At 37.7% G+C, this 19,759-nt stretch carries 17 protein-coding genes; 9 read left to right on the top strand and 8 right to left on the bottom strand.

From position 1 onward, the window contains the following. Nucleotides 1–314: 314 nt before the first annotated feature. Nucleotides 315–1,217, top strand: a complete 903-nt coding sequence (locus tag GQR87_RS14170; RefSeq protein WP_233267274.1) for a YHYH protein — start codon at nt 315–317, stop codon at nt 1,215–1,217. Nucleotides 1,218–1,710: 493 nt separating this feature from the next. Here the strand turns inward: GQR87_RS14170 and GQR87_RS14165 are convergent, their stop codons facing one another. Further along, entirely contained in the window at nt 1,711–2,397 is a 687-nt protein-coding gene (locus GQR87_RS14165) for a YceH family protein (RefSeq protein WP_158970393.1), read from the bottom strand. A 246-nt stretch (nt 2,398–2,643) separates the two neighbouring features. Here GQR87_RS14165 and GQR87_RS14160 point away from each other — a divergent pair, with 246 nt between their 5' ends. The 3 genes from GQR87_RS14160 (at nt 2,644) to GQR87_RS14150 (ending at nt 6,531) form a co-directional block, all read left to right on the top strand. After that, the gene (locus tag GQR87_RS14160) at nt 2,644–3,573 is read left to right on the top strand and encodes a family 16 glycosylhydrolase (protein WP_233267273.1); all 930 of its coding nucleotides are present in this window, start codon (nt 2,644–2,646) and stop codon (nt 3,571–3,573) included. A 49-nt stretch (nt 3,574–3,622) separates the two neighbouring features. After that, nucleotides 3,623–5,479: a DUF5060 domain-containing protein gene (locus GQR87_RS14155; RefSeq protein ID WP_158970389.1), complete on the top strand. Its 1,857-nt coding sequence runs from the start codon at nt 3,623–3,625 to the stop codon at nt 5,477–5,479. Between the two features lie 140 nt (nt 5,480–5,619). Further along, nucleotides 5,620–6,531, top strand: a complete 912-nt coding sequence (locus GQR87_RS14150; protein ID WP_158970387.1) for a WYL domain-containing protein — start codon at nt 5,620–5,622, stop codon at nt 6,529–6,531. Here the strand turns inward: GQR87_RS14150 and GQR87_RS14145 are convergent. Continuing rightward, on the bottom strand, nt 6,524–7,084 hold the full coding sequence (locus GQR87_RS14145; RefSeq protein WP_158970385.1) for an AAA family ATPase: 561 nt from the start codon (nt 7,082–7,084) through the stop codon (nt 6,524–6,526). The two genes, GQR87_RS14150 and GQR87_RS14145, sit on opposite strands and share 8 nt — an antisense overlap. Before the next feature lie 292 nt (nt 7,085–7,376). Between GQR87_RS14145 and GQR87_RS14140 the strand changes: the two genes are divergently transcribed. The 3 genes from GQR87_RS14140 (at nt 7,377) to GQR87_RS14130 (ending at nt 11,060) form a co-directional block, all read left to right on the top strand. Then, nucleotides 7,377–10,181 (top strand): bifunctional aconitate hydratase 2/2-methylisocitrate dehydratase, encoded by a 2,805-nt coding sequence (locus tag GQR87_RS14140; protein WP_158970383.1) that lies wholly within the window; start codon nt 7,377–7,379, stop codon nt 10,179–10,181. A 166-nt stretch (nt 10,182–10,347) separates the two neighbouring features. Then, a complete protein-coding gene (locus tag GQR87_RS14135) occupies nt 10,348–10,581 on the top strand; it encodes a hypothetical protein (RefSeq protein ID WP_158970381.1) in 234 nt (77 codons plus the stop codon). 35 nt (nt 10,582–10,616) lie between these two features. Beyond that, complete coding sequence (locus GQR87_RS14130) at nt 10,617–11,060, top strand: DUF192 domain-containing protein (protein ID WP_158970379.1); 444 nt, start codon at nt 10,617–10,619, stop codon at nt 11,058–11,060. Between the two features lie 73 nt (nt 11,061–11,133). Here the strand turns inward: GQR87_RS14130 and GQR87_RS14125 are convergent, their stop codons facing one another. From GQR87_RS14125 to queC, 5 genes are all read right to left on the bottom strand, one after another. After that, nucleotides 11,134–13,125, bottom strand: coding sequence for a YjbH domain-containing protein (locus GQR87_RS14125; RefSeq protein ID WP_158973025.1), 1,992 nt, complete (start codon nt 13,123–13,125; stop codon nt 11,134–11,136). Nucleotides 13,126–13,232: 107 nt separating this feature from the next. Next, nucleotides 13,233–13,967 carry a capsule biosynthesis GfcC family protein gene (locus tag GQR87_RS14120; RefSeq protein ID WP_158970377.1) on the bottom strand — a complete coding sequence of 245 codons (735 nt, stop codon included), beginning with the start codon at nt 13,965–13,967 and terminating at the stop codon, nt 13,233–13,235. Then, nucleotides 13,964–14,653, bottom strand: coding sequence for a YjbF family lipoprotein (locus tag GQR87_RS14115; RefSeq protein ID WP_158970375.1), 690 nt, complete (start codon nt 14,651–14,653; stop codon nt 13,964–13,966). The genes GQR87_RS14120 and GQR87_RS14115 overlap by 4 nt, the downstream gene beginning before the upstream one ends. Before the next feature lie 71 nt (nt 14,654–14,724). Then, nucleotides 14,725–15,138, bottom strand: a complete 414-nt coding sequence (locus GQR87_RS14110; RefSeq protein ID WP_158970373.1) for a hypothetical protein — start codon at nt 15,136–15,138, stop codon at nt 14,725–14,727. 111 nt (nt 15,139–15,249) lie between these two features. Continuing rightward, entirely contained in the window at nt 15,250–15,909 is a 660-nt protein-coding gene (gene queC, locus GQR87_RS14105; protein ID WP_158970371.1) for a 7-cyano-7-deazaguanine synthase QueC, read from the bottom strand. 115 nt (nt 15,910–16,024) lie between these two features. On the opposite strand from queC, the gene queE reads away from it, so the two are divergent. Both queE and GQR87_RS14095 read left to right on the top strand, forming a co-directional pair. Further along, nucleotides 16,025–16,699: a 7-carboxy-7-deazaguanine synthase QueE gene (queE, locus tag GQR87_RS14100; protein WP_158970369.1), complete on the top strand. Its 675-nt coding sequence runs from the start codon at nt 16,025–16,027 to the stop codon at nt 16,697–16,699. A 36-nt stretch (nt 16,700–16,735) separates the two neighbouring features. Then, a complete protein-coding gene (locus tag GQR87_RS14095; protein ID WP_233267272.1) occupies nt 16,736–17,614 on the top strand; it encodes a transporter substrate-binding domain-containing protein in 879 nt (292 codons plus the stop codon). A 224-nt stretch (nt 17,615–17,838) separates the two neighbouring features. Here the strand turns inward: GQR87_RS14095 and GQR87_RS14090 are convergent, their stop codons facing one another. After that, entirely contained in the window at nt 17,839–19,164 is a 1,326-nt protein-coding gene (locus tag GQR87_RS14090; RefSeq protein WP_158970367.1) for a GGDEF domain-containing protein, read from the bottom strand. Nucleotides 19,165–19,759 lie beyond the last annotated feature (595 nt).

Here is a 19,759-nt window from a genome sequence, read left to right as displayed (position 1 = left end):
ATACACGAAAAATTTCGTCACCGAGTAATCATTCAGATGAGGTGATTTTGGGGAACGTTATTAAGTTATTGAATTGTAGTGATAAATTCAGATTAGACGATACTTCTTATCCAGAACTCAGGTTAGTGATAAAATTCAGCTCTAAACTTGTAGCTTAAAAATAGCTGAATATAAGGATAAAACTCATGAGCGTATTAAAAAGTCGATCATTAATCTGTGTCGCTATATTTGGTGCATTAACTATTTCTGGTTGTAATGGCTCCACTGACAAGTCAGAGAAGAAAGTAACTGTATCCAAAGGCATGGATATTTCATTGTTTACAAAGGAGGCATTTACTCAAGAGCCTAAAATTGTTGACTGTGAAACAGCTGAAGGTACAAAAACGCGTTGTTACCAGCTAATCACTGATGGTGCGCCAGCCGGACGAAAACCAGGCCCGTTTTGTCCTAGAACAACCAGTGATGGTGCTGATGTTGGTGGCGCTTGGTTTAATAAAGAAGGTACAGGGGACTTGGTGGATATCACAGGTGAATTCATTCTGAAACTTGGTGAATATTATGGTGACGAAAAATGGATGGTTTATGACGCGAAGACAAATAAGGTACGCTATACGGCCACGAAAGAAGCTTGTTTAGGTGCCGCCAAACCTGATGTTGAAGAGGAATATATGCAAAATTGTATTGAGTGCGAATTGTCTTATCTTGATGATAACTTCTCTCGCACCTTCCTTATTCCAATCACGCCAATCACTGCTGCGAAGACCGGCCGAGCGCGTACTGTAGGCATTGCTCTTGATGGAACTGAGTTATCGGCTGCAGCACCTGTTGATGCCATTTTAGGGGCTTATACCATAGCTGCCTTTGATGATTGTGGCGGACACATCAACGTCCACCAAGGTTATCACTACCATTCTACGACAGGGTGTACTGATAAATTGACAACCGACGATGGACACGCTCCATTAGTAGGCTATGCTGGAGACGGGTATGGTATTTATGCTTTGAAAAACGCTAAGGGTGAGGAAGCTAAATCACTTGATGAATGCCGCGGTCAAACTGATGAAGTCAGAGGTTACCACTACCACGCAGCAAGCCCAAGCGAGAATAAGTTCATTGGGTGTTTCCACGGGGAAACGGTTCTCCCTGAAGGCCCACCTCATGGACCGCATCCAATAGGACGGCCACCTCTCCCAGCTAAATTAGAAGAAGGTCATTAGATCTCATCAAACAGGCTTTTATCATCGGCTAGCCAGCGGCATCTAACGCCCCCACAACACCCTGTATGCGGCTCTGCACAGTGAGTGTCCTAAGGATGTTCAAAACAAGCTAGCCAATTAGCTCCAACTTATCCCAATAACTGCAGGATCAGGTTTGTTGAAAATAGTGAGCAATATTCTCTTTTTTGGGGCCTACTTTAGCTTTCAAAATCAAAGTGAGGGGCTTAAGACCAAAGGCATGGATTCCTACTAACAACATGCAGGAATAATAATAATGGTATGGACCCACCCACTTTATAACGACTTCGTAATGAGCCATGATTGACGGGACTGTAGGCTGTGGTTTTTGAGCCGAAAGAGTCTCACTCGGGAATGTGCAAATCTGGCCGGTAAGGTCGTCCATTTATGGCGTCTATTGTTTAACCTTGACGGGCTAAAGCCACGACCTACATTACTTTGATCTTTACTTGCTTCATTCTGCTTTTAGCTGTTTTTATTCCGCTAAAAGCTCTACTAATTCTTTCATTTCGGCTAGCTGGCTGGTTAACTCGGCTACTTGTTGTTCTAATGTTTCGATCCTTTGTATCGCGTCATTGTCCTGTGAATGGGTAGATGTAACAGTACTAGCTGTATCAGTAGACGTCGTTTGTGTTGTGGTTGCCATGTCTGGTTGGCCGCAAAATAAGTGGGCGTATCGGGATTCTCGTTTGCCTGGCTCTCTGGCTAATTTTATTACTAGTTGTTCACCGTTCAAATCTTGTAATTGAGTTAAGGCTTGCTCGACTTCGTCTACATTGGCAAATTCAGCCAAGCGGTTAGTACGGGTTCTTAGTTCTCCCGGTGTTTGTGGTCCTCTTAGTAACAACACACAAACTATGGCAAATTGCTGACGATTGAATTTTAGCTCGCTGAATTCAGTATTACAAAACCTGTGTTTATATTTAACCACGCGGCTACCCACGCCTGTATATTCGAAAATCAGCTTTTTTTCTTTGAGTTCATCCAAAATATTTTGTACATCAGACTCAGTCAGGTTTAAAACAGGCTCTCTATTACTTTTTTGATTGCAGCCTAAAGTTAAGCCATTTAATGAAAGGGGATATTGGTCAGGAGTGGTCACTTCTTTTTCTAGTAATACACCTATCACTCTTGCTTGTGGTGCAGTGAGTTGTAGTAACATTTTTGTGTAAGCCTTAGTGGTGTCAATTTATGGCGTTAATTTAACCCTAATCTTAAGCATTTTAAAAGAATCGAATAGGATAATTGATATTCACCGTGTATGACTGTTTACTTTTAACAATATTATATTACAATAAATTCGTTAAATATTTGAATTTAAATATGCATTATTTAATTTGCATTTAAATTGAAAGTTTTTTCAATTTGTTTAACATTGTTAACAATTTTACTGTGGATGATGATTAATATGAGATTGAATAATTTATTTGTAGTTATGTGTATGTCTGGATTGAGTGCATGCTCGCTTTCTGAGTTAACTAAGTCGGAGAAAGCAGATTGGCATGATGTGCCTTTACCTAGTCAGATGCAGGCAGCACAAAACTGGCAATTGGTGGATGATTTTAGTGACAACTTTTCATACACAACAAAAAATGCGGCGTTTTTTAGTAAGTGGCATGACAACCATATACGCGGCTGGAAAGGCCCTGGTGCTACCTATTTTAGTGCCAAACACAGCGACTTGGTAAATGGCCGTTTGGTGCTAAGTGCCGAGTCGGTGCCTGAATCAGCTCAAGGTAAGGTTGTTAATTATGGTGACTTTAAGTCTAAAAAAACTATTTACACTGGTTTTGTAACGGCTAAAAAGAATATCGAATATCCAATATTTGTTGAAGCTAGTATGAAAATATCAGGCCTAGCTTTAGCCAGTAATTTTTGGATGTTAAGTGATGACGATAAATACGAAATTGATGTAACTGAAACTTATGGTGACACAGACTACAACGCTAAACAAATGTCGACTAACTACCATATTTTTAAACGAGATCCGGTAACAAATGATTATTTAGAGGATTACGGACATAAACCTAAACACTACACTACGCCCAACAAAGCTTTATTAAATCAAGATTTTCATCGATTTGGTTTTTATTGGAAAAATCCCAAGCACATGGAATTTTATCTAGATGGTGAATTGGTGCGTACTTTGTCTAGTAATACAGATTTAACCGATCCTGACGGCCATTTTTTTGGAAGACCCATGCGTCTGATTTTTGATATGGAAGATCATGTATGGCGAGCTAAAAATGGCATTACACCGAGTCAAGAGCAGTTAGATAATCCTAACTTGAATAAAATGTATGTAGACTGGATACGAGCTTATCAGCCAAAAAACTGATAGGTATATAGAATAATTTTAATTTGTAGTAATTTTTAATGGAGGTTAAATGAATACAATAAAATCAAAATGGTTTGCATGTATAAGTGTGTTATCGCTGGTCGTTTTTACAGGTAATACATTTGCTGATACAAAAGTGGAATTAGACGGCGAGCTAAAAAAATGGCACGCAGTTTCGTTAACTTTTGATGGCCCTGAAACCTCCGAGAATGATGATTATAACCCTTTTGTTAACTACCGATTAAATGTTGAATTTACCCACCAAGTGTCTGGTAAACAGTATGTTGTTCCCGGCTATTTTGCCGCAGACGGTAACGCTGCAAATACTGGTGCTACAGCGGGAGATAAATGGCGAGTTAACTTTTCTGCTGATGAAGTAGGGCAGTGGAATTGGCGAGCTACCTTTAGAAAAGGTAGGTTTGTCGCTGTATCTAATAAAGGCTTAACGGGTGCTACTGCGGGGTTTATGGACAACCAAACAGGTAGCTTTGATATAAAAGCCACTGATAAATCTTATCCTGATTTTCGTGAGCGTGGTCGTTTAGATTATATCAATCAGCCGTATTTACGTTTTGCTGAAACAGGCGAGTATTTTATTAAAGCAGGCCCTGATGCTCCTGAAAATTTGCTGTCTTATGTGGATTTTGACGGTACTTTTCACAATGATGGACACAAAGACAACTTAGTAAAAACTTGGCAGCCACATTTAAAAGATTGGAATAAAGGCGACCCTACATGGCAAAAAGGTAAGGGTAAGGCATTAATTGGTGCGTTGAATTATTTGTCTGAAAAAGGCATGAACTCTATTTCGTTTTTGACTTTAAATATTATTGGCGATGACCAAAATGTGTTTCCTTACGTGGACTACGATACCTTGGATCGTATGGATGTGTCTAAGTTAGATCAGTGGAATATAGTGTTTAACCATGCACAAAAAAAAGGTCTATTTTTACACTTCAAAACCTCTGAAGTTGAAAACCAAGGTTTATTGGATAACGGCGGTTTAGGTTTACAACGTCAATTGTATTATCGAGAGTTAATCGCACGTTTTGGCCATCACTTAGCGCTAAATTGGAACATGGGTGAAGAAAATGGCGAATGGGTGCCTAACCATAAATCTATGCCTCAATCGACTATTCAACGTTTAGCTATGGCGAAATATTTCCATAATAATGACCCATATCATCATCATGTAGTGATCCATAATGGCAATGATTATGACGACTTAACTGGACCAGATAGTTATTATACTGGGGCTTCAGTGCAAACTAGCCGAACTGATTTTAGCAGTATTCATGGTGCAGTTAAGCGGTTACGTGAATGGCCACTAGTGAATGGTCGTCCTTTTGCTGTGTCGGTTGATGAACCGGGCGATGCCCAACATAGTTTGGTGCCTGATAGTGTCGATGCCAAACATGATGACGCTAGGAAGAATGGTTTATGGGGCGCATTAACTGCCGGTGCTTGGGGCACAGAGTGGTACTTTGGTTATGCACATCCTCATTCAGATTTAACTGCTCAAGATTGGCGCTCTCGTGATTTGTTTTGGGACCAAGCTAAACATGCATTAGATTTTTTCAAAATGGCTAATGTGCCTTATCAAAAAGGTAAAAACTTAGATAACTTGTCTAATGGCCATTGGGTATTAGGTGAAGAAGGACAGTTCTATATTGTGTTTGTCAAAGATGCCTTAAAAGAAATTAATTTGAACATTTATTTTGGTAAAGCGGATTATTCAGTGCAGTGGTACAACCCGAGACAAGGTGGGAAGTTACAGACGGGGAGTGTGAAACAAGTCACTGTTACTCAAAACCGCACGAGTTATAAAAAATATGAGCGTCTTGAGCTAGGTGCTCCACCATCAGATAAAAACCAAGACTGGGTGATTTTAGTTAAACGTAAATAAGTTGAATTTTTTATTTTTAAAGCTTTTGTAAAAATATCAAGGGCTTTTTAGTTGCTTCAATTTAGATCTAATCAAAATGATTGCATTGTTAGGGGGAGTGATATAGTATTTTATCATCGAATCATTATGAGTTTATCTATATGTCCACTAAACCTATTCATTCAACTTTGCATCCAAATATTGCTCAAGTACTTTCTGAGTTGACCCATGCACAAAAGGATCGCTTAGCCTTTATCGACTTTAGTTTGCAATACTTTGGGCATGTGGCTCGTACTGATTTAATTCAACGGTTTAAAACAGGCCTTGCTGCTAGTACCCGAGATTTTAGTGCTTATAAAGAATTAGCTCCTGATAACCTAGTGTTGAAACATCAAACCAAGAGTTATCATAGAACTGACAGTTTTACGCCTGTGTTTAACCATGATCCAGAGGTGATATTGACTTCGTTAAGTCGCGGGTTTGGTAATGGCATTTCAACCGGTGTTCAACCCTCAGAACAGTGTTTTGATGCAGTGCGTTTAATTCACCCTGATCCTAAAATTATTGCTGGGATCATGCGTGCCATTCATAACAAAAAAGCCATTAAAGTGGGTTATGTGTCAGTGTCATCTGGTGAAACTGAAAGAGCCTTAGTCCCCCATTCTATTGTGAATAATGGGCATCGTTGGCATGTGAGAGCTTATGATCGTAAAAATAATAGTTTTAGAGATTTTGTGTGTACGCGTTTCACTCAAGTAGAAGTGATGGCTGAAGAAATACATGCACATGAAGGGAGTCATTACGATGAACAATGGCAAAAGATAATAGAGATTATTTTGATCCCTCATCCAAGTTTACAGCATAGTAAAGCGATTGAAATGGATTACGCTATGGTGGAAGGGAAGCTGATTTTACAATTACGGGCGGCAGTGGCAGCTTATGTATTGCGTCAATGGCAGGTCGATTGTTCTATTAAGCATAATGCCAACCAACAAGGTTGTCAGCTAGCATTGGCTAACAACCAAATAGTGAGCCAGATCGACAGTGGCGGATTAGTGTTGGGAATTAACTAACCGTTAAAACCGGTACTTGCAGTCTTTTAAATTTTTCTAAAGTAGGGCTACCGTTTATTTCTAATAGGCTGAGTACATTTTGTTGTGACAATATTTTGCAAAAATGACTGACCTCCATGTTTGCATATTTGTCGTGAGTATTTAGTATTTTTGTGCGTTTACCAAATAGTGCATCAGCTTCGTCAAAAAATAAAATCCAGTTTTTATTATCAGCTTCAGCAATTAATTTGACTAAGTTTTTTTCAGTCTCTCCAATATAGTTTTTGGCTAGAGAACTGCAATCTACTACGCATATTATTCGTTCTATTTTTACTTTTTCAAGCTCTCTAATAATTTGATTGAGCAGCAAGGATATATCTCTTTTAGATTGTCCGTTTAAAATCACCTGTGTGCTGAGATGTTTAGCCGTTTTACTTAATATATCTTTTACTAAATCGCTGCTCTCGCTGTTTAGTGCAGGACTATTTTTAATATCTGCAGGTCTGGTTAAAAGATGCAAAGGCGCAATGTAACCTTGTTGATATTCGCTAAATGTTGTTCGGTAAATTTTCATTTTATCTATCCGTATAACAAACCCCGTTTAAATTAGTTTTAACCATGATGGTTGAAGATGCCAATTTTTATCATTTAATTGCAGATTACTGCACAGAACTCATAGCAATTTTTGCAAGATAGATTATGTTTTAAGCGATTGCGTGAATAGTGAAATAGCAATATAACTAACTCGAATAGTCGTTATACATTTAAATGATGAATATTGGATCGGAAATCAGGTAAACTAGCGGAAATTTTGACCCTGCTAATTATAATGTTATTAGTATTTTGTAGCCCTAAAAGAGGTGTATATGAGTTTGTTTTTAGAATACATGGACGAAATCGAAAGTCGTAAAAAAGATCTAGGATTGGCGCCTAAGCCAATTGATAGTGCTGAGTTATTGGCTGAAATTATCGAGCAAATTAAAGATCCAGCTCATGCGCATCGTGCTGAGTCACTTAATTTTTTCATCTACAATACATTGCCTGGTACTACTAGTGCCGCGGGTGAAAAAGCTAAATTCTTAAAAGAAATTATCTTAGGTGAAGCTGTTGTTGCTGAAATTTCTGTAGAATTTGCTTTTGAATTACTTTCTCATATGAAAGGTGGTTCTTCTATTTCGGTACTACTTGACTTAGCATTATCTGATGATGCATCACTTGCCGTTCCTGCCGCTAAAGTATTAAAAACTCAAGTATTCTTGTATGACGCGGATACAAGCCGTATTAAAGCCGCTTATGAAGCTGGTAACGCTATTGCTAAAGAGCTTCTTGAAAGTTACGCTGAAGCTGAATTCTTCACTAAACTACCTGACGTTGCTGAAAAAATTGAAGTAGTTACTTATATTGCGGGTGAAGGTGATATCTCAACAGATTTACTTTCTCCGGGTCATCAAGCACATTCACGTGCTGACCGTGAGTTACATGGCCAATGTATGATCACGCCAGAAGCTCAAAACGAAATTAAAGCATTACAAGCTAAGCACCCTGAAGCAAAAGTGATGCTTATTGCTGAAAAAGGCACAATGGGCGTTGGTTCATCTCGTATGTCTGGGGTGAATAACGTGGCACTTTGGGCAGGTAAACAAGCAAGCCCATATGTTCCTTTTATTAACATTGCACCTGTAGTTGCGGGTACTAACGGTATTTCTCCAATTTTCTTAACGACTGTTGATGTGACTGGTGGTATTGGTCTTGATCTTAAAAATTGGGTTAAGAAAGTAGATACAAATGGTAATGCGGTTGTTGACGCAAATGGCGATGCGGTTTTAGAAGAAGCCTACTCAGTAGCGACTGGTACGGTATTAACTATCGATACCGTAGCGAAGAAATTATTAAACGGTGATGAAGAACTTGTTGATATAGCTTCTGCATTTACACCACAAAAAATGGAATTCATGAAAGCGGGTGGTTCTTACGCGGTAACATTTGGTAAGAAATTACAAACATTTGCAGCTGAAACACTTGGCATAGTAACAACTCCAGTATATGCGCCTTCAAAAGAGATTTCGCATGAAGGCCAAGGTTTAACGGCTGTTGAAAAAATCTTTAATAATAATGCTGTTGGTGTCGCTTCAAAAACTGCATTACATGCAGGTTCTGACGTTCGTGTTAGAGTAAACATTGTTGGTTCTCAAGATACTACGGGTCCAATGACTTGTCAGGAACTTGAAGCAATGGCTGCTTCTACTATTTCTCCATTAGTTGATGGTGCATATCAGTCTGGTTGTCATACGGCATCAGTTTGGGATAGCAAAGCTAAAGCGAACATTCCTAAGCTAATGAGCTTCATGAATAAATTTGGTCTTATCACTGCACGTGACCCGAAAGGCGTTTACCCTGCAATGACAGATGTTATCCATAAAGTATTAAACGATATTACCGTTGACGATCGCGCTATCATCATTGGTGGTGACTCACATACGCGTATGTCTAAAGGTGTAGCCTTTGGTGCTGACTCAGGTACTGTTGCAATTGCACTTGCAACTGGTGAGTCTGCAATGCCAATCCCTGAGTCTGTAAAAGTGACGTTTAAAGGTCACATGCAAGCTCACATGGATTTCCGTGATGTTGTACATGCAACTCAAGCACAAATGCTTAAGCAATTTGGTGGCGAAAATGTATTCCAAGGTCGTATCATTGAAGTACACATTGGTACTTTATTAGCTGACCAAGCATTCACCTTTACTGATTGGTCTGCAGAAATGAAAGCAAAAGCTTCTATCTGTATTTCTGAAGATGAAACATTAATTGAATCACTTGAGCTTGCTAAGAGCCGTATTCAAATAATGATCAACAAGGGAATGGAAAACGAAGCTAAAACCCTTAACGGTTTAATCACTTTAGCTGACAAACGTATTGCTGACATTAAGTCAGGTACTATTCCTGCGTTATCTCCTGATGACAATGCAAAGTACTACGCAGAAGTTGTGATTGATTTAGACGTTATCGACCAACCAATGGTTGCTGACCCTGATGTAAACAACGAAGATGCATCTAAGCGTTACACCCATGACGTGATCCGCCCTGTTTCATACTACGATGGTAAACCGGTAGATTTAGCATTTGTTGGTTCTTGTATGGTTCACAAAGGTGATATGCAAATCATCGCGCAAATGTTACGCAACATTGAAAAGCAAAACGGCAAAGTAGAATTTAAAGCACCATTAGTTGTAGCTCCACCCACTTACAATATTGTTGATGAACTCAAAGCTGAAGGCGATTGGGACATTTTACGTAAGTATTCTGGTTTTGAATTTGATGATGCAAATCCGAAAGGTGCTGCACGTACTAAGTACGAAAACATCATGTATTTAGAACGCCCTGGCTGTAATTTATGTATGGGTAACCAAGAGAAAGCTGAACCTGGGGATACAGTTTTAGCCACATCAACTCGTTTATTCCAAGGCCGTGTTGTTGCCGATTCTGCTGAGAAGAAAGGCGAATCATTATTAGGCTCTACACCTTTAGTGGTACTTTCATCTGTACTTGGTCGCTTCCCTTCTATCGAAGAGTACAAGGCGGCAGTAGAAGGTATCGATTTAACTCGATTTACACCTCCTACACATGCAATGACTACTGCAACCGCTGCAGTGAGAATTGCGGATCCTAGCTAAAGAAAGTTGAACTAAATAATTAAGCTCCCCTTAATTACATAAACCGGAATAGAGCAATCTACTCCGGTTTTTTTATGACCTTTTGTTTGAAAGTAATAATGCCAAGGAGGAACTTTTAGAGGATATTTAGCTCTTAACACCAACATTATTGCTGAAATTACAAATTATGAAAAAACTGATTAATTTGGGTGCTGTATTCGTAAGTATTACACTTATTAGTGCTTGTACCACAAAACAAGCACAACATTTTGTGGGTACCGCCATTGCCGATGGGGCTGATACACAAGTACGTTATAACCCGTCTCAGTGTCGAACGTTACACATGCAATGTGTACAGGGTGACTTTCAAGAATGGCAAACCAGTGAAAAAGATATGGGCTGTTCTTGTAAAAAGTTGTAGTCTACTGACATCCATCATTTTTATTTTGATCCCCGATGTTTAATAAATTTTTCACAACTTGTTTAATTCTGGTTTTTAGTTCTTCATTTTTCAGTCTCTCAGCCAAAGCTGTTGGTGTAGAATTTTCAGATATTCAAGTAACTGTCAATCAGCAGACATACTCCCTTGAATACGCTGTTTCTTTCGAACAAAGAGCACAAGGATTAATGCTTAGAAAGTCCATGTGTGCTGATTGTGGTATGTTATTTAACTTTCAAAAGGTACGTGGGGTGGGAATGTGGATGAAAAACACCTTGATCCCATTAGATGTGGCATTTATTCGAGAAGATGGGGTAGTAGTGAATATTGAAGCAATGCAGCCTCATGACCTATCGACTACTAGTTCTTTAGGTAAAGTCCTTTATGCTTGGGAAATGAACCAAGGCTGGTTCCTTAAAAATGGTATTACTGTTGGCGATAAAGTGCTGCTCAGAGAGTAAGACCAATTAACATTTTGAATGTAGTTTGGTCTTATTCATATTTTCTCAGCAGCCTCAGTAGTATTTTTTTATATCAATTAAATGATGATCTCTCACTGGTTAAGCTTCTCAGTTTTACTGGTCTATTAAGTGCTTGACCACCATCACGAGAAATCGGCACCCAAGGTATTTTGGCTTGCCCTTTGGCTGGAGTGAGTGAAAACAGATCAAATGGTATGGATAAATAAAAACCTTTAGTGAAACTACCTTCGCCATAATCTTCAGCGCTAGCATTGGTGATTGATGCGTATGCTCCAACTACGATGCCACTATCGAAACGTTTGGCAAAGTCTATGGTAACCCCTTTATCTCTCGCTAGATATTGTCCAATATTGAAGGTTAATAAGGAGTCTTTTAAGAATTCAGGCTGCCAGTAGATATTAGCGTGCCCAGTTAACACTTTATAATCAAAAAGCTCATAGTTGTTTTCATAAGAGCGTTGCTGTACGTAGTTAATGTCAAAACCAAAAGATAAATTACTATCAACCGCGCTATACAGTAATTCAGTACCTAAGCCAGCATACATACTTTCTAGATAGCCTCCATACACTTGAGCATACAAATTAGTCGCTATTCTATCGTTCCAGTGCAAGAACAGATTTTCCATCGTTATATTTCGGTTCGATACATATTCACGCACATTTGTACGTACCCTTGGTAAAGTACTTTCTCCGCCATCTGAGGTGTAATTAAATTTGTCGAAATTTTCAAACAAATTAACTTTTAAAGTACCTGATATTGCAGATTTGCCGTTAAAACTGTAGCCACCATTGAGTAATACACCTGCTTGATATAGGTAAAAAGCTTCAGGATTGCCGAAAGTTTGTATCCAGAATGTTTCTAAACCAGTAAAAAAACCACTGTTATTAGTTGGATTGTAATTATCGATACTGTCTTGACTCAGACCTTGACGCCAATAAGTTGATTTAATATCCGGTTTGACAGTTTGATATTTGGCATGCTTTTTAAATTCATCTGCATTTATTACTGTTTCAACTATAGGCACAGAGGCTGAAGTATTGACTATCTTATATTGATTAATTGATTCTGGTAGTTCTGATGCGATAATTCTCCCGACTCTTTGGATAGCTTCATCTTTATCTCTATAGCTAGTTTGTTGTCCGTAGAGGGTAAAAGTATCTGCAGTAATATGAGATGTACTCACTGCAAATCCTCCTTGATAGAGTAAATCTTGTGTTAGTCGAGTTCGGTCTACTCTATCCATATTAAAATCATTTTTAATTTTTGTTATATCTCTTGGGGGGCGATCATATTTTACTTGTTTAATGGTATGTAAGTTAAAGTTATAATTAACTCCAAAGCCAATAGTATTTCCTCTTTGGTAATTAACACTAAAATCAAAACCATTCCAAAGGTAAGCCGCGCCTATATTCCACTTACTATCTTGAGATAATTGACCTGCTCTGTCGGTAACATAATTATTGCCTTCATATTCTAGTTTTAAGCGTAGAGGCTGCCATGGAGTTTGATATTCAATTCCTCCAAATATGGATGTTGTTCCTTTGAAAAATCTTTGGTAGTCAATTTTACCGCCATTACCTGTATAGCCAAGCGGACGATGACAAAAGGTATCTTTTAATTCACACAGAGGATTAGAAATATTATTATCTGTCCCTAGGTACCCCCAGCCCATATTCAAGTGGAAATCAATTTTTCCAACTTGTTTACTTAAGCCTATAAATTCACTTTCGAAAAAGCCAGTGCCACCAAAATCTCTAAAACCTACAGATAACTCTGGAAAGTAAGATGATTCTTTTAACAATCTAAACTTAACATCTATACCTTTATCTTTTAATGTTTGGTTACCGCTGAAAGTGTCAACTTGACTATATAATTGAGTACGAACATCGGTGTACCTTACAGTTGTTTGCATCCAAGGAAATAATTGTATTGTTGCCGACATAAACCGATATTCATCATTATCTGTATAGCTGGCGATTAAATCTCCATCGCTAAGCATGCGTGACGTAGGTGTTTGAATTAATCCCGTTCCGCCATGCACCATTAAGGAACTACCTAAAGGTATTTGGTTCCACTGAATTTGGGATTGTTCTGCTTTTGTATGAAAAACAGCGAAAAGTAATGTGAAAAATAATATGACTCTGTGGGATATCATGGCATTACTCTGTTAACTGCTAGGGTTATTATTTGTTGATTTAGTAACTTCATTTTATTATCCCCAAAAGATACTTTAAATGGGATATAAATCTGGCTACCAGGCATAGCTTCTATGGGGGTTTTATTCCAATCTAAAGTATCAACTTCTATGATTCTCCCATCTGCCTGAATTAACACCATCTGTTCAGTGTCTGCTAAAGAAGACAACATATCATCTGTTATATAATCTGCGGCTAGAGTGTGGTTTTTATGGGGGATAATTAGTTCAGTTTTGTCTTTTAAGGCGCCAAATATAATGACACGGCTACTTCGGGAATACGCCGATAAAATATATTGACCTGCTGTGATAACTGGGTTGTGAGCATTGACTGTTCTAGCTAGATCATAATTAATTTTGATGGGTAGCCTCTCTGCAATATGCCAATTCAATAGTGTTCGTTTAAGACTATTTATAATTTCGTCTGTTTGTTTATTTTTAGTTATTGCTGACAATCTTTTGAGTATTATATTTCTAGTTATTTCAATATTTTTATCTGAAATTGAATAAAATGTTGCCGCAGGCCAATAAATGTTTTGTTTATTCTCAATATTAGCGAGTACTTCAGCCAACAAAGGGGCTTTATCGAACTTTAGGTATTGTTGGTTTAACAGAATTTCTGTATTTGCTGAACTTTTACCCGTAAATAGGAATAAAAGTAAAAGGTAAAAAAGTGATGGGATTTTTTTCATAAATTTCTTTCGGTAACATTTGAATGAATACGTGCGATACGACTTAGATAAACTAGTTCAATCGTTTCTGATAGCGGAACTAATGTTTGAACACTTTTTATTAAGGTCCCACTATTTCTCTCAAACCAAAATGTATTGCTCCAAGAACGATTTGGTTGGATATATGTTGAGGGCGTTGTATAGGTCACATATTCAGTATATTTAACAGTATCAAGTGACACTGATAGCTCAGTTAAAATTTCATTCTCACCAGAAGAAAAAGTTGATTCAATCGCATATCCATATTGATCCCCAGTCCAGTCGGCTATCCGGGACCAACTTTTATTATTGTTTAAGCTTTTAAGCGGATCTTCTGCGGTATTTGATAAAAACAGTAAGTTTTCATTGAGCCCTAATGTGCGAACAATTCGGCCTTTTTCAATGACGAACATTGCGTTATCTGCAGAAACCCATTTATGTTGGGTATCTTCCAAATAAGCTAAGGCTAAAATTGCTTTTGGGCGCTTCCCACGTCTAATGGAAGCAAGATCAACTTCGGAATCTTGTACTTTTTTATATGAAACTATTGCATCTGGTGTATTTTCAAAAGCTATACGCAGGGTCTGATAATAAGCTCGATAAGTGCCACTACAACTTGTTAAAGCAAATAGTGAAAATACTATAAAAGGAATTGTGCTTAACTTCATTAAAGACGGTTCACCCAAATTAATACAATAAAAAAGCCGCCTAAAGGCGGCTTTATAAAATTTAAAACATATTAAGCAGAAGGTATGCTTGGTAGGTAAGTAACAGTTGTATTAATTTCAACTGTACTAGTGTTAGTACCAGTACCCGTTACTGTAGTGGTAGTACCTGTACCAATACATACACCATCAACAAGAGGATCACTGCCAGTACATTCTGGTGTTGGTTCTTCAACACAAACACCACCGACTAATATTTCACCGTCTTGACATTCATCAGGTGGCAGAACAACTGTGGTTGAACCACGGTTGTTAGAAACCATGGCTACAAGTAAAGTTCCACCGACCGCTGCCGCTGCAACTGTTTGTTTGGCCACTGCGCCAAAAGCGTTACCTGAAGAGTTTGAACCCCCAGGAGTTTCTTGAGCTATGGCAGGAGTTAAACCTACACATAATGCCGCACTTGCAGCTATAAGTAATTTTTTCACTGTATTTCCCTTGAGCATATTAAACCAAACTAACTTAATTCTAATCGAATAGTTCTGCGAGCTCAATAGAGATTAGTTAATTCAGCTATTAAATTTTCTGTAGAGGACAATTTAACCTTCGTATTCTAAAGGATCTGTTATTTGGTTTTCGGTAAAAGCTTCTAAGCGTTCTTGGCAAGCTCCACATTTACCGCAGGCTTGTTCTCGGCCGTTGTAACAGGTCCATGTTTTTCCATAATCTAAACCCATTTCTATTCCTGCTTTTAAGATTGCTATTTTACTCACTTCTAAGTAAGGGGTGACTATTTCTACCGCTTCGTAATTGGCTATGGCACATACATCATTCATTTTATGGACAAACTCAGGACGACAATCAGGGTAGATAGCATGGTCGCCTGAATGGGCGCCGTAATACACTTTATTCGCCTCAATTGACACTGCATAACCCACAGCCATAGAAAGTAGGATCATATTGCGGTTAGGCACTACTGTGGTTTTCATACTGTCTTCTGCATAGTGACCTTCTGCGACTTCAATATCAGATGTTAGGGATGAACCACCTATTAATTGGTTTATTGCAGAAATATCGACAATTTTGTGATGAATAGCTAACTCTTTACAGGCACGGCTGGCATAATCTAATTCTTTTTTATGTCGTTGCCCGTAATCAAAAGACAAGGCATAGATTTCATGTCCTTGTTTATGGGCAAGATTGAGCACTGTGAATGAGTCCATGCCACCTGAAAAAATAACCACTACCTTTTGAGACATTAAGTTTGCTTCTCTATAATCAATTAATTGGTGGTAATGTTAAGTGATCCAGCTATAAATTCCCATATCTGTGACAAAATATGATTGGTAGGTCTTTAGACCCAAAGGAGAGTTTTTGAGTTCTTATAAAATTAATGAAGTATTTGAGTCATTACAGGGGGAGGGCAGTTACACCGGTCTGCCATCTATTTTTGTACGTTTACAAGGTTGTCCTGTTGGCTGTCCTTGGTGTGATACCCAGCATACTTGGACAGTAGATCCTGAATTCAAACGTTCTAGTACTGTAGTGATGGCTGAAAATAGTGAATCTAACACTTGGTTTGAACAAACTATCGAGCAGTTATTATCTTTGTTTTCTGTCCAAGGTTATATGGCTAAACATGTAGTGATTACCGGTGGAGAACCATGCTTATATGATTTAACTGCTATCACTAGTCGTTTACTTGATGAAGGTTATTCAGTTCAAATTGAAACTAGTGGTACCTACGAGATATTAGCCCATGCTGATACTTGGGTAACAGTTTCTCCTAAAGTGAATATGCCTGGTGGAAGAAAGGTGTTAAAAAGCGCCATGCTAAGAGCCAATGAGATAAAACATCCTATCGCCATGGAAAAACATATAGACGAGCTGGACCAAGTATTAAGTTTATTGGATGATAAGCCTATGCCTAATGTGTACCTACAACCGATAAGCCAGCAAAAAAGAGCAACTGAACTTGCAATCAAAACTTGTATAGCGCGTAATTGGCGTTTGTCATTACAAACTCATAAATTTATTGGTATAGAGTAGCCTTAATTATTTTGTTCAAATGGAGTGTTAATTCGTATGCAGGGTAAACAAGGGCGTAGAGTCTTGTCGATATTAAGCGGGCTGTTATTATTGACAGTTTGTGCAGATGTTTTGTCGGCAACTTGGAAGATTACTTATCCTAGGCCTAGTTCAGACAGTGATAAAAGTTCTGAGTATCCGCTAAAAGTATTGGCTTTGGCTTTACAACAAACGGGGGTCAAATACGAGCTTATTCCTTCCAGAAAGTTTTATCCTCAAGGAAAAAATCTAAATCGATTAAAAGATAATAGAGAAATTAATGTTGTATGGAGTATGACAGATAAACAGCGAGAGAAGGAACTTTTACCTATTCGAATACCTATATACAAGGGACTGGTGGGTTGGCGTTTGTTTTTAATCCGTGATGATATGTCTGAGCGTTTTAAGTATATCCAAAAGTTAGAGCATCTACTTAAACTCACTCCAATTCAAGGAAGTGACTGGCCAGATACCAAAATTTTGCAATCTAATGGTTTTGATGTATTGACTAATTCAACGCCAGCAGAGTTAGCTAAAATGTTAGTAAGCGCGCAAGGAGATTTTTTTCCGCGTTCTATGCTGGAGATTAGAGAAGAGTTAAGTAACTTTCCTTCTAATAAAAAAATTATAATACAGCCTACTTTAGGGCTGTATTATCCTGCTGCTGTATATTTTTTCGTGAACTCGAAGAGCACTCCCTTAGCCCATTTGATTAATACGGGCTTGGAACGAGCAATAAAAAATGGTGAATTTGACGCTCTTTTTGTTGAAACTTATCAGGATTTTATTGATAAAAGTAAAATTAACAATAGAAACATATACACATTAGAGAATACTTTCTTACCAATTAATACACCTATAAACAGAAGTGAATTATGGTTTAACACTGGTTATTAGTTAACCAGACTCGGGATGATGAGTGTCGTATTGAATTTTACCTACAATTCAAACACTTAAAAATATGATCTAGTTATATTTGGGGTAATGTTTATTCGATGACGAAATTTTTCGTGTATAGAAAGGCGGCTTTTCGTACGTAATAGCGGGCTATTACTAGAAAATCCAACGCAGCTAGGTGCAAAAAGAGCCTTTCGAGAGGCTAGGCTTATCTCGAGCTAAGGTTAGTTATATTTATCTAAGAAATTTGGGGTCATAACACAACAATTTCTACCTTTTTCTTTTGCTTTAAATAAAGCGTCATCCGCCAATTTAAATGCCCGTTCGAAATCGATAGAATTTTTTATGGCTGAAATACCCACACTTACCGTTATTTTTAAGGTTTTGTGTTCGGAAAATTCAAATTGACTGATTTTTATCCGAATTTTTTCTGCTAAAGCTAATAACTCAGGACCATCTGTATTTGGACAAACCAATACAAACTCTTCTCCTCCCCAGCGTGAAATAACATCGGTAGTCCGAGTTGAATTAAGTAATAAACCTCCAATGTTACTTAATACCTCATCTCCTACATCATGACCGAGTGTATCGTTAATCCTTTTAAAATGGTCGATATCTAAAACTATGAGACCTATATCCTGGTTATTATTTAAATTGTGACATAACAATTGCAGCTGTCTCTGTAAACCATATCGATTTAAGGTTTTTGTCAAAACATCGGTTACTGACATGTTTTTATAGGCTGCGGATTCTTGTTTTAATGCTTCTGCGTAATTTGTCATTTCGGTAAGCCGAATTTGTCCATGTTTCGAGTGTTTATAGAGTTTATTTAATTGATAAATTACTCGAAAGGAAATCCCTAACATCCATAAAATTAAGATACCAAGATACCAATGTTCTTTTTCAATATAAGCGCCACTGAGAGCTATTTTATTGATTTGGAATAGATGTTCCCCTAAGGGAGACCTTTCGTTAAAATCGAGTCCAAACTCTATTACATGCTCATAGTTTAGCTTTGCTAATTTATTGGGGACATCAAATTCATTCAGCCACCATTGCGCAAGACTTAGTTCTTTAAGGTCAAATTCTAGTGGCTGGTTGAAATCGATTTTTCTGATAGTTGTGCTAATAAATTGAGCACTATTAAAGTCATTTTGTTTGCTGAAATCAGGGTCGAAATTACGAAAATATATTCGAAAAAAAGAAGCCGGTCCTTGGTATTCGACATCAAAAATTAGCTTTTGATATTGACTCAAATCAATTCCAGTAAACCAGCTGTTGACATCTTGATTGTAAAATTGGCCAAAACTACAAGAGGGAATACTTGAGCCTGCTTTTATATGGCAATACCATTTTGAGTGATCTTCGGTAAGCCATCTTGCTTCGCTGTTAAAAGGGGCGTTTTTATCTATTCTATTAAATGTTTGATAGGCTAAATTAGGTAATAGCTGTATTTCTCTTTTGGGTATAAGCGGGTAACTTAATAGCGCTATGATTGTTATTAACAACAATATAGATAAATAAATCAAATTTGAATGTTTAGAATTCAAGAAAACCGCCTTTAAAAATAGATTTATACCATGCCATGATTACTGTTTTCACTATAACTAATCTGAGTTGGGGTTAACCGAATCTCATTTTTAATGATCTCATTGCGTCTAGCGGTGTTATAGATTATCTAGTCAATAACTGTTCATTACTAGAAAGTCCGTCTTACTATACACAAAAATATCATCATAGAGTGAGCATTAATGAGAACTGAAAATGAAAAACTATTTTCAAGGTATTGAGTTATCGATAAAAATCAAGTATCCACAATATATAAAATCCGAGTTCAGATTAACTAAAACACATCCCAGTGCCTGCTTCTTATATAAATTTATACATACTAACGGAGGGGCGGTGGATGGACTCATGTTTTGTAAATAATGATGTTTTGTTTAGAAATTATCAAAATGGTAGTCCTGAGATAATTGCTTTTACTTTTAATTGATATTGTAGGAATAAAAACCAGAGGTATGCTCTGATTTCTATCTTTGTAGATAGGTTACTGATTATACCGAGTTTGAGAACAGAATTAATTGCCCAGTATTTAGTTGAGCACTAAAGAGTGAAAGTGGTTATGACAAAAAGCGGCTGTTGTCA

The organism is Paraglaciecola sp. L3A3 (genome assembly GCF_009796765.1).
Lineage (GTDB): Bacteria > Pseudomonadota > Gammaproteobacteria > Enterobacterales > Alteromonadaceae > Paraglaciecola.
The sequence above is the reverse complement of the archived record's forward strand: the minus strand, read 5'-3'. Positions and strand labels throughout refer to the sequence as shown.

Bases quoted from the DNA above. Each gene is read 5' to 3' on its own strand.
- GQR87_RS14165 (WP_158970393.1), bottom strand. From the start codon at position 2,397: ATGTTACTACAACTCACTGCACCACAAGCAAGAGTGATAGGTGTATTA.
- GQR87_RS14160 (WP_233267273.1), top strand. From the start codon at position 2,644: ATGAGATTGAATAATTTATTTGTAGTTATGTGTATGTCTGGATTGAGT.
- GQR87_RS14155 (WP_158970389.1), top strand. From the start codon at position 3,623: ATGAATACAATAAAATCAAAATGGTTTGCATGTATAAGTGTGTTATCG.
- GQR87_RS14150 (WP_158970387.1), top strand. From the start codon at position 5,620: ATGTCCACTAAACCTATTCATTCAACTTTGCATCCAAATATTGCTCAA.
- GQR87_RS14145 (WP_158970385.1), bottom strand. From the start codon at position 7,084: ATGAAAATTTACCGAACAACATTTAGCGAATATCAACAAGGTTACATT.
- GQR87_RS14140 (WP_158970383.1), top strand. From the start codon at position 7,377: ATGAGTTTGTTTTTAGAATACATGGACGAAATCGAAAGTCGTAAAAAA.
- GQR87_RS14135 (WP_158970381.1), top strand. From the start codon at position 10,348: ATGAAAAAACTGATTAATTTGGGTGCTGTATTCGTAAGTATTACACTT.
- GQR87_RS14130 (WP_158970379.1), top strand. From the start codon at position 10,617: ATGTTTAATAAATTTTTCACAACTTGTTTAATTCTGGTTTTTAGTTCT.
- GQR87_RS14125 (WP_158973025.1), bottom strand. From the start codon at position 13,125: ATGGTGCATGGCGGAACGGGATTAATTCAAACACCTACGTCACGCATG.
- GQR87_RS14120 (WP_158970377.1), bottom strand. From the start codon at position 13,967: ATGAAAAAAATCCCATCACTTTTTTACCTTTTACTTTTATTCCTATTT.
- GQR87_RS14115 (WP_158970375.1), bottom strand. From the start codon at position 14,653: ATGAAGTTAAGCACAATTCCTTTTATAGTATTTTCACTATTTGCTTTA.
- queC (WP_158970371.1), bottom strand. From the start codon at position 15,909: ATGTCTCAAAAGGTAGTGGTTATTTTTTCAGGTGGCATGGACTCATTC.
- GQR87_RS14095 (WP_233267272.1), top strand. From the start codon at position 16,736: ATGCAGGGTAAACAAGGGCGTAGAGTCTTGTCGATATTAAGCGGGCTG.